Origin of the sequence: Dactylosporangium sucinum (genome assembly GCF_014647515.1) — a bacterium.
GTDB classification, from domain to species: domain Bacteria; phylum Actinomycetota; class Actinomycetes; order Mycobacteriales; family Micromonosporaceae; genus Dactylosporangium; species Dactylosporangium sucinum.
The window spans coordinates 1-8,266 of record NZ_BMPI01000143.1; the positions used below are offsets into that span (position 1 = coordinate 1).

General features: G+C 69.8%; 8 protein-coding genes and 1 pseudogene. 4 read left to right on the forward strand and 5 right to left on the reverse strand.

Annotated features, from left to right (window positions below; genetic code table 11):
• Together IEZ31_RS58010 and IEZ31_RS55110 are read right to left on the reverse strand one after the other, a co-directional pair.
• Window positions 1–226, reverse strand: a 226-nt coding sequence (locus IEZ31_RS58010) for an endo-1,4-beta-xylanase (RefSeq protein WP_308429555.1), incomplete at its 3' end; no start/stop codon positions are given.
• A 1,000-nt stretch (window positions 227–1,226) separates the two neighbouring features.
• Window positions 1,227–2,078: a dienelactone hydrolase family protein gene (locus tag IEZ31_RS55110; RefSeq protein ID WP_190258183.1), complete on the reverse strand. Its 852-nt coding sequence runs from the start codon at window positions 2,076–2,078 to the stop codon at window positions 1,227–1,229.
• A gap of 95 nt (window positions 2,079–2,173) precedes the next feature.
• Here IEZ31_RS55110 and IEZ31_RS55115 point away from each other — a divergent pair, with 95 nt between their 5' ends.
• Window positions 2,174–3,145, forward strand: a complete 972-nt coding sequence (locus tag IEZ31_RS55115; RefSeq protein ID WP_190258184.1) for a GlxA family transcriptional regulator — start codon at window positions 2,174–2,176, stop codon at window positions 3,143–3,145.
• Between the two features lie 32 nt (window positions 3,146–3,177).
• Here the strand turns inward: IEZ31_RS55115 and IEZ31_RS60350 are convergent, their stop codons facing one another.
• From IEZ31_RS60350 to IEZ31_RS55130, 3 genes are all read right to left on the reverse strand, one after another.
• Window positions 3,178–3,879 (reverse strand): hypothetical protein, encoded by a 702-nt coding sequence (locus IEZ31_RS60350; RefSeq protein WP_444542484.1) that lies wholly within the window; start codon window positions 3,877–3,879, stop codon window positions 3,178–3,180.
• 90 nt (window positions 3,880–3,969) lie between these two features.
• Window positions 3,970–4,611, reverse strand: a complete 642-nt coding sequence (locus IEZ31_RS55125; RefSeq protein WP_190258185.1) for a response regulator — start codon at window positions 4,609–4,611, stop codon at window positions 3,970–3,972.
• On the reverse strand, window positions 4,608–6,536 hold the full coding sequence (locus tag IEZ31_RS55130; protein WP_190258186.1) for a sensor histidine kinase: 1,929 nt from the start codon (window positions 6,534–6,536) through the stop codon (window positions 4,608–4,610). Before IEZ31_RS55130 ends, IEZ31_RS55125 begins: the two co-directional genes overlap by 4 nt.
• Before the next feature lie 255 nt (window positions 6,537–6,791).
• Here IEZ31_RS55130 and IEZ31_RS55135 point away from each other — a divergent pair, with 255 nt between their 5' ends.
• The 3 genes and pseudogenes from IEZ31_RS55135 to IEZ31_RS58015 all read left to right on the forward strand — a co-directional run.
• Window positions 6,792–7,139 carry a hypothetical protein gene (locus IEZ31_RS55135; RefSeq protein WP_190258187.1) on the forward strand — a complete coding sequence of 116 codons (348 nt, stop codon included), beginning with the start codon at window positions 6,792–6,794 and terminating at the stop codon, window positions 7,137–7,139.
• A 32-nt stretch (window positions 7,140–7,171) separates the two neighbouring features.
• Complete coding sequence (locus tag IEZ31_RS55140; protein ID WP_190258188.1) at window positions 7,172–7,900, forward strand: hypothetical protein; 729 nt, start codon at window positions 7,172–7,174, stop codon at window positions 7,898–7,900.
• Between the two features lie 181 nt (window positions 7,901–8,081).
• Window positions 8,082–8,266 (forward strand): annotated as a pseudogene (locus IEZ31_RS58015) (hypothetical protein); the annotation flags it as partial.

Genomic DNA, 8,266 nt, shown 5'->3' on the forward strand with positions numbered 1-8,266 from the left:
AGTTGAACTGCCCCCGCTGGGGCTCCGTCGCGTCCGGCTTCATCTCGTTCTCGGCCGTCACCATGTTGAACTCACGGGCAGCGATCGTGCTGTACGTCGAGTCGCCGAGCCGGCCGGCCGCGATCGCCGTGCCGAAGTACCGGCCCGACTGCGCGGCCGCGGCACCCAGCGTGCTCGCCGCCGCATCGGCCGACGGCATCATCACCGCGGCCGTGGCCACCGCCACAACACCGACCACACCAGCGACCAGCACTCTGCCGATGAGCGATCTCTTCCGCTGGGTCCCGCCACGATGGGCGGAGGGGCTTGTAGCCACCTTGGCCTCCTTTCTGGCCAGCGCCCGAGCCGTCTTGGCGGGACGACTGGACGTCCGTGGTGAGCGATTTGTCAGCGCCGATGTTCCCGCTCACCTCTATCGAAGGCAATGTCTTTCGAAAAGATTCCGGCAAGAAATCCGGTCGGCCTAGATCGCATAAGTGCAGGTAAATGCCGACCAGGCCGGTGAGATCCTGACCTGCGTCGTGTCGTTCTTCGGTTGGTGTGAACCGACTCGCTTTCCGGAAGTTTCGGGATGGCGGCGCGGTGCTCCTTCGGACGGCGCAACCGTCGCGTTAGCGGTAACAACCTCGGCCGACCGCAACCCGGGGTGCACCGGACAGGCTGGTCGATCGGCGAGCGCTGGGCGGGAAACGTTCGCGTCCAGGGCCGCGAGGTTGCCAGACGTCTTCGGAAGATTCAAGAGGGCAAGCACCCTGATTTCGCGCAGCAGGCCCGGATGATATTTCGACCACCGTATCTACGCAGGTCAGTGGAGAATTGCGAAGTACCGGCGCCGGAGCCGGACCGGATGCCATCCAGGGAAATTTCGCGAAACGACTCGCTGAGCCGCCCGCTCATAACAGTTTTTGCGAACCCGAGCCTTGACAATCTTGAGAGAACCCCGAGCGGCCAGCCACCGAGTCAGGACCGCGGTGATCGTGCCGGGCATCGCCGACGCCGAGACGACCATTTCCACGGGCACCGACAATGGAGACTTCTATTCGTTGTGGAAAGACGGCGATCATCGCCACCCGCGCTCGCCGTCGGCCGCGTTTTCCGGGTCCGGTCCGGCCCGTCCGTACACTCGCTGCGCTCCTGCGCGACCACGGCTACCGCCGGTCGGCCCCCGGCCGGTCGACCCAGCACCTCGGCGCGCCTGTTGAGACCGCGGCCTGATCGAGACCGATCTACCGGTCTTGACGATTGTCTTCGGAGTGTCCAGACGTGCTCAAGCGATCGGTCAGGAAGGTGAGGATCTCGTCCCTGGCCTGCAGCGTGGGATGTCCGTCCTCATCGACGAGGTGGGCGGTGACGACGCTGTGGGGGGACCCGACCACGTCGCGGAAGAATGGGGGCGGGTTGGTGTTGGCAGCACTGCCCGGAAGGACCCGGCCGTCGAAGGCGTCGCCGAGGAGTGCTTGATAGGCGGCGAAGCGCTGGCCGGTGCACCAGCGGTCGGCGTCGAAGCGGTAGGCGAGAACCTTCAGCCCATCGCGCCTGATGCGGTCCCGGACCGCGTGTGCATCCTCGTCGCTGATCTCCAGTCCGGCTGGGTCGTCCAGCGGCAATGACGGGTGGTTGACCACTGGCGCGATGACGGCTGGCTCAAGCGCCATGGTGAGGGCAAAGTTGCCGGTGAAGCACAGTCCGATCGCGCCAACGCCCGGACCGCCGCATTCGGCGTGGGCTTGACGCGCGAGCCCGCGTAGCCATGCCGTGGCGGGGCTGGTGCCGCCCCCGGCGAACGCACGGAACTCGGCACTGACGCACGCGCGACGAAGAACCTCCTGACCGCCCTCGATTGTGGGATAAGCGCCGTCGACCCCGAAGAGAGACGGGACGTAGACGGTGAAGCCCGCATCACGCACCCACCGCGCCAGGCGAAGGACGTCAGGGCTGATGCCCGGCATTTCCGGCATCAACACGACCGCTGGCCCGAAACCTGCGGTGTACACCGTCTTCACCATCCCATCCACGTTCACGAGCCGGCGGGAGAAGTCCGTGATCGCATCGTCAAGACGTCCGTTGGCAGCGTTCATGGCCACAGCGTGGACTGCTGTGCCCGCCCAGGCGACGGGCCCGATCGCCATGTATGGCGGTAATCTCGCCAGAGGCTGGCGGTAAGGAGGCAAGCATGGGCGCGCTGCGGGTTGGTGTCCTGGCCTATCCAGGCTGCTTCGCGTCCGAGGTGTTTGGCGTACCCGATCTCCTGACGATGGCCATGCGCGTTGCCGGCCCGGACCGCGCCGGATACGAGGTGTCGTTCGTGTCCCCTCGTCGTCGTGTCGCAGCATCGGGTGGTGCGGCGCTGGCCGTCTCTGCGATGCGCGAGGTCGACGTCCTTGTCGTGCCGGGGTTCGAGCTCGTGCCGGGCCTCGACGTGGACGCGAAGCTCGCGTCCCTCGCCCCCGAAATTGCCGTGATCGGCTCACACGCTGCCGCGGGCAATGTCGTGGTCTCGATCTGTGTCGGTGCGTTCCTGCTCGCCGAGGCAGGACTTCTCAACCAGCGCCGGGCCACGACGGCATGGCTTTTTGCGGACGAATTGGCTCGACGCTATCCGGACGCTGACGTCCGACCCGAACGTCTGGTCGTCACCGACAAGGGTGTGACGACGACGGCGGCCTTCAGCGCCATGTACGACTTTGCGTTGGACCTGATCCGCCGACACAGCGGTGCCAGCGTGGCACGGACAACTGCGCGGGTGGCGCTCGTCGACGATGCGCGATCGTCCCAGGCTCCGTACGTTGATGCTCAACTTCTTCCGCAGCCCGGAAACGAGTTCTCCCGCAGGGTTAGGCGGTGGCTCGACCAGAACCTTGCCGCTCGATACGACCTCGCCGCGTTGTCAGACACGTTCAACGTCAGCACTCGGACGCTGCTGCGGCGCTTCGCAGCCGAGACCGGCCAAAGTCCGCTCGAGTACCTGCAGTCGTCGCGCGTCCGTCGCGCCCGCCACCTCCTCGAAACCACCGACCGAACGGTCGCCAGCATCTCCACCGCCGTCGGGTACAGCGACTCTGGAACCTTCGCTGCTCTCTTCGTCAAGCACATCGGACAACGTCCAAGGGACTACCGCGCAACCTTCCGGCGTACGGCCAACTGATGGCGGCCCTCGCTTGGTGCGAGCTCTCGAGGTTAGGCGCGGATCTCGGGGCGAAGCACGGTGGGCACGACGGTCGCCGGCCCGTCCGCGACCCTGGTCGTCGCCAGCACCGGGCCTCGCGTGACCGAGGTGGACCCGCCGAAGCTGCACCAGGCGTTCCAGCGCGGCGGCAACCGCACCGGCAGCCAGGACGGCTCGGGCCTGGGCCTCGCCATCGTCGACGCGATCGTCGAGGCCCACGGGGCCCGCTGGTCGGCCGTGCCCCGGGACGGCGGCGGGCTGACGGTGACCGTGACATTCGCTACTGCTTCGTGCCGGTGAGGATGGCCTGGAACACCCGGTCCGACATCGCTCAGCCCACCCTCAACGCGTCCAGCATGCCGTGCAGGTGGGCGGCGGCCGTCTCGATCTCGAAGTACTTGCGCTGCGCTGCCCGCCGGCGCGATCGCCTGGGCGCGCTGCGACAGCTCCAGCGCTTCCCGGTACCGCCCCGCGGTGAGCATGCCCCACGCCCTCGTCTCGTGGATCCACGCGCGGATCTCGTCGTCCCCGGCGTCTTCGGCCATCTGCTCGGCCGTGGCCAGCCACGCTTCGGCCGCGGCGCCCTGGCGCAGGTCGACGTGCAGCGTTGCGGCGAGCAGCGACAGCCACCCGCCGGCGACCAGCAGCCGGCGCCGCTGTGCGATCGTCGAGCTTCGGGCCTGGCCCTTTGGCGCCCGGACCTCGAAGGACATGGCCGGCCGGTGGCCGCCATCGGTGCGGCTTGCGCACCCTGGGGTGTGACTGAGCGTTCGTCCGGCTTCGCGTACAGCCCGCGCCCGCCGTTAGCGCGGGCGGCCGAGGCCGGCGTCGCGGGCGCGGATGATGGCCTGGCTGCGCTGGCTGAGGTGGAGCTTGGTGAGGATGGTTGAGATGTTGTTGGCGACGGTCTTGCTCGACAGGTGCAGCCGTTGGCCGATCTCGGCGTTGGACAGGCCTGCGGCGAGATGGTCGAGGATGTCGCGTTCGCGGGGCGTGAGCTCTGGAAACGGTCCGTCCTGCGGGGGCCGTGCGGCGAACCAGGTCCGCAGGCGGACGGCGAGCGCCGCGCCGAACACCGGTTGCCCGGCAGCGGCAGCGTGGATGGCCGCGACGATGTCGGTGCCGTCGGCGCCCTTGACGAGATAGCCGAGGGCGCCGGCCTGAACGGCGGCGAAGACCGTCCCGTCGTCCTCGAACATCGTCAGCACGAGCACCGCCGAGCCGGGCGCCTGGGCCTGGATCTGCCGGGTGGCGTCGATGCCGGGCAGGCCTGGGAGCTGCAGGTCCATGATGACCACGTCGGGCCGCAGTTCGACGGCTAGGCGTACGGCGTCGCGGCCGTCGCTGGCCTCGCCGACGAGTTCGATGTCGGCGACGGTGTCGAACACCGCGCGCAGCCCTTGGCGTACCAGGGGATGGTCGTCGGCGAGCAGAACGCGGATCATGACGGCTCCGAGAGTGGGAATCGGGCGGTGACGGTCCCGCCGTGCGGGCCGGGACCGGCGTGGCAGCGGCCGCCGAGCTCGGCGGCGCGCTCGCGCATCGCGGTGACCCCGACGCCGGGCAGCCAGGGCCCGGTGGACGTGCCGTCGTCGCCGACGTCGAGCACGAGCTCGCCGGCCGACGCCGACAGGCGTACGTGACAGTGTCGGCCGTTGCTGTGGCGTACCACGTTGGTGATCGCCTCCACGGCGGTGCGGTAGGCGGCGACCTCGACGGCGGCCGGCAGGTTCGGAAGGTTGCCGGCGTCGATGGTGAACCGCAGGTGAGAGCCGGCGGTGAGCCGGTCGGCCTGCGCGCGCAGGGCGCCGACGAGCCCGAGGTCGTCCAGCGCGGCCGGGCGCAGGCCGTGGACGACCTTGCGCAGGTCCGCCATGGCCTGGCCGGCGGCCTCCTTCGCGTCGTCGACGTGCTGGCGGGCCGCGGCCGGGTCGGTGTCGATGCGGACGCGGGCCGCGTCGAGGGTCAGGCCGATGGCGGTGAGGACGGGCCCGAGGCCGTCGTGCAGTTCGCGGCGTAGCCGGCGGCGTTCCTCCTCGCGGGCGGTGACCAGCCGCTGCCGTGAGCGCAGCAGCTCGTCGGTCAGCGTCCGGGTGTGCAGGGCCATGCCGAGCTGCCCGGCGATGTCGGACACCAGGTCGCGATCGCGGTCGTCGAGGTTGTCCTCGCCCCGGCGGGATGACACCACGAGATAGCCTTCGACCTGCCCCTCGTACGTCAGGGGCAGGCGCACCAGCGGCTCGGCCGCGACACCGTGGGAGGCGACCGAGCTGCCGTCGGCGCTCTCGATGGCCACGTAGGGCAGCCGCAGCACGGTGGCGATCGCGTGCGCGAAGGAGCCGAGCGCCTCGCGGCCGGGCACGGCGTTGAGCCGGTGCCCGAGGTTGCGCAGGGTGCCGTACGGATCCTGGCGACCGCCGTAGAAGAGCCGATCCACCACGCGCTGGCTGCGGTCTCGCAGCGGCACGAAGCACAGCGCCACGGCGACCGCCGCGACGGGAGCCGCCACCTGTCGGGAGACGACCTGCGCCGCGGACGCGGACACGGCTGCGAAGGCAACGACCAGGGCGGCGGTGATCACGCCGTACGCCAGGGACCTGCGCAGGATCGTGTCGATGGACCACAGCCGGTACCGCAGCACGGGAACGACCAGAGTCAGGACGAATATCACCGCGTCCACGACCCCGCTGCCGGCCGGAAGCCGTTCGGTGACGGCCAGCGGGAACAACGCCAGGGCGGCGATCACGCCGACCGCGCGCCATTTCAGCTGCTGGCGGGCGACGCCCTGGGCCCGGGCGAACCGCACGACGACGCCCACCCCGGCGACCAGGCCGAGCAGCACCACCACCGGTGCCAGCACGAGCATGCCGTCGGCGACCCGTCCGACCACTGTTCCAGCGGTGAGCGGATGCGACACTCCCGGCGCGTTGCCGGCCACGTCGCGCAGGCTCGAACCGCTCAGCGCCCCGCCCAGGAAGACGAGGGCCGTGCTGGTGATGAGCACCTTCTCGAGTAGGCCGCCCCACCTGCTGGCTGGCCGGCCCGACGGGAACCGGATGTTGATCAGGCCCTGCGCTGCGATCGGCGCGAAGCCGAAGGCCGAGACGGTCAGGCCCCAGCGTGCCGCCGCGCTGGGGTCGCCGTGCACGACGGCCTCGTACGACGGCGGTAGGGCCAGCACCTGGACGACGACGAGCACCGCAGCGACGGCGAGCAGCCACCCGAACGGCAGGTCCGGGCGCCGGTCGATGAGCAACGCACCCGCCACGCCGTAGGCGATCATCGTGACCAGCGGTTCCAGCCACGCCGGGGACGCGTCGCCGGAGTCGGGGAAGGAATGGCCGCCGGTCACCCAGGCGAGCAGGAACACGACCCCGACCAGGACGGCCGCCAGCGTCGCGGCCGCCCACCGGCTGGCGTCACGGTTCGGGTGCGTTCGTGCAGCGTCGATGCGGTGAGTATGGCAACCCGGCCTGGACCTGACCATCGGTCGCGGTTCCCGACCAGCCGGGAACTCTTTCCCGGCCGCCCGGGACGGCGCCGCGTGGGCGCGGGAATTGCCGCCCTGGCCCGGTGAACGCAGCGCGACGGACGCTGAGCGCACTGACACCACAAGGAGGCCGTCATGAGAACGATCCGGTACACCGCCGCCGTCGCCACCATCGTCATGTCGCTGCTCAACCTGCCGATCGCGTTCGACGACGGGGGCGCCGGCATCACGGCTCCGCTGGCCTGGCTGATCAGCCTGCTCGGCGTGGCCGGCATCGTCGCCGCCGTCGCGCTGCTGCGTTCGGTCGCCTGGGCCACCCCCGCCGTGATCACCGTGGGCGCCCTCAACCTCATCGGCGCCGTCGTCGCGCTCGTGAGGAGCTCCGACGGGGCGATCATCGGCCTCGTGCTCAGCGCCATCGGTACCGGCCTGGCCATCGCCTACGCGATGCGCAGGCCCACGGCCGCCACACCGGCCCGCTGATCGCGGCGGGAAACGACCTCCAGGAGAACACCATGCGCACCGACATCGAATCGCCTGCCACGGCCACCTCGCCCCGCAAGCCGCTGCGCGACGTACGCGGCTTCTGGCGCGTCCTGCTCGCCGTCGTCGCCCCGCTGCCGATGCTCGGCATGGGCATCTACTACATCCTCAACCCCGCCGAAGGCGGAGCGGCCTTCGAGGAAACAGTCGCGGCGTACACGGCGCACAAGGACCTGGTCGGCACGATCCGCTACTTCGGCGTGCCGTTCCTCGTCGGCCTGATCCCGGCCACATTCGCCGTCGCCTGGGTCGCGCGTCGCGGCGCCCCACGCCTCACCACCGTCGGCGCCTGCATCGCGCTGCTCGGCGACCTCGCCGGCTTCCCGCTCATCCGCGGCAGCGACGAACTGGCCTACTACACCGTCAACAACGGCTTCGACGTGACCACCATGGCGAAACTGCAGAACGCCACGGACAACGACCCCCTCGGGCTGATCGCCGGCCTGCTGTTCATCGTGGGCATCGTCATCGGACTGCTGCTGCTCGGCCTGGCCCTGTGGCGCAGCGGCGCCGCACCGGCCTGGATGGGCATCGCACTCGCCGCCGGCGGGTTCACCCACCCATTCATGCCCGGCCACCTCGCCGCCGGCATCGGACTGCTGGTCGCCGCAGTCGGCTTCGCCGGCGCCAGCGTCGCCCTGCTGCGGATGCACAACGACGACTTCGACCTCGCCCCAGCCCGATTCACCCCAGGGTTGTAGGACCACCCGGCAACCGTGACCGCCGGCACCGAACCAGCCGGCGGTCGCGGTGATCGCCTTCAGCGCCGCGCGGCAACACCATTCGACACCATGAGGCCGCGGACGTACAGCGAGGACGACCACTGGCTGACCGAATGGTCCAAAACGTCAGCGACCTCGATCGACACCTCGGCATCCTCCCATGGCGAATTCCTCGTGCCACGACGTCCTCATCTGCCGCCGTCCCCGGATCCTCGATAGCTCGAACGCGACGACGGACTGCTGCCGGACAAACATCGGCAACATCGCAACCCTCGACGATGCCGTCGCCGCCCTCAACCCGACTGGGCGACGAAAGGGGAAGACGATCATCCGCGTTCGTCCGTG

Excerpts from the sequence above, each read along its gene's own strand:
- IEZ31_RS55125 (WP_190258185.1), bottom strand. The coding sequence starts at position 4,611 with ATGATCCGCGTTCTGCTCGCCGACGACCATCCCCTGGTACGCCAAGGG.
- IEZ31_RS55140 (WP_190258188.1), top strand. The coding sequence starts at position 7,172 with ATGCGCACCGACATCGAATCGCCTGCCACGGCCACCTCGCCCCGCAAG.
- IEZ31_RS60350 (WP_444542484.1), bottom strand. The coding sequence starts at position 3,879 with ATGTCCTTCGAGGTCCGGGCGCCAAAGGGCCAGGCCCGAAGCTCGACG.
- IEZ31_RS55110 (WP_190258183.1), bottom strand. The coding sequence starts at position 2,078 with ATGAACGCTGCCAACGGACGTCTTGACGATGCGATCACGGACTTCTCC.
- IEZ31_RS55115 (WP_190258184.1), top strand. The coding sequence starts at position 2,174 with ATGGGCGCGCTGCGGGTTGGTGTCCTGGCCTATCCAGGCTGCTTCGCG.
- IEZ31_RS55135 (WP_190258187.1), top strand. The coding sequence starts at position 6,792 with ATGAGAACGATCCGGTACACCGCCGCCGTCGCCACCATCGTCATGTCG.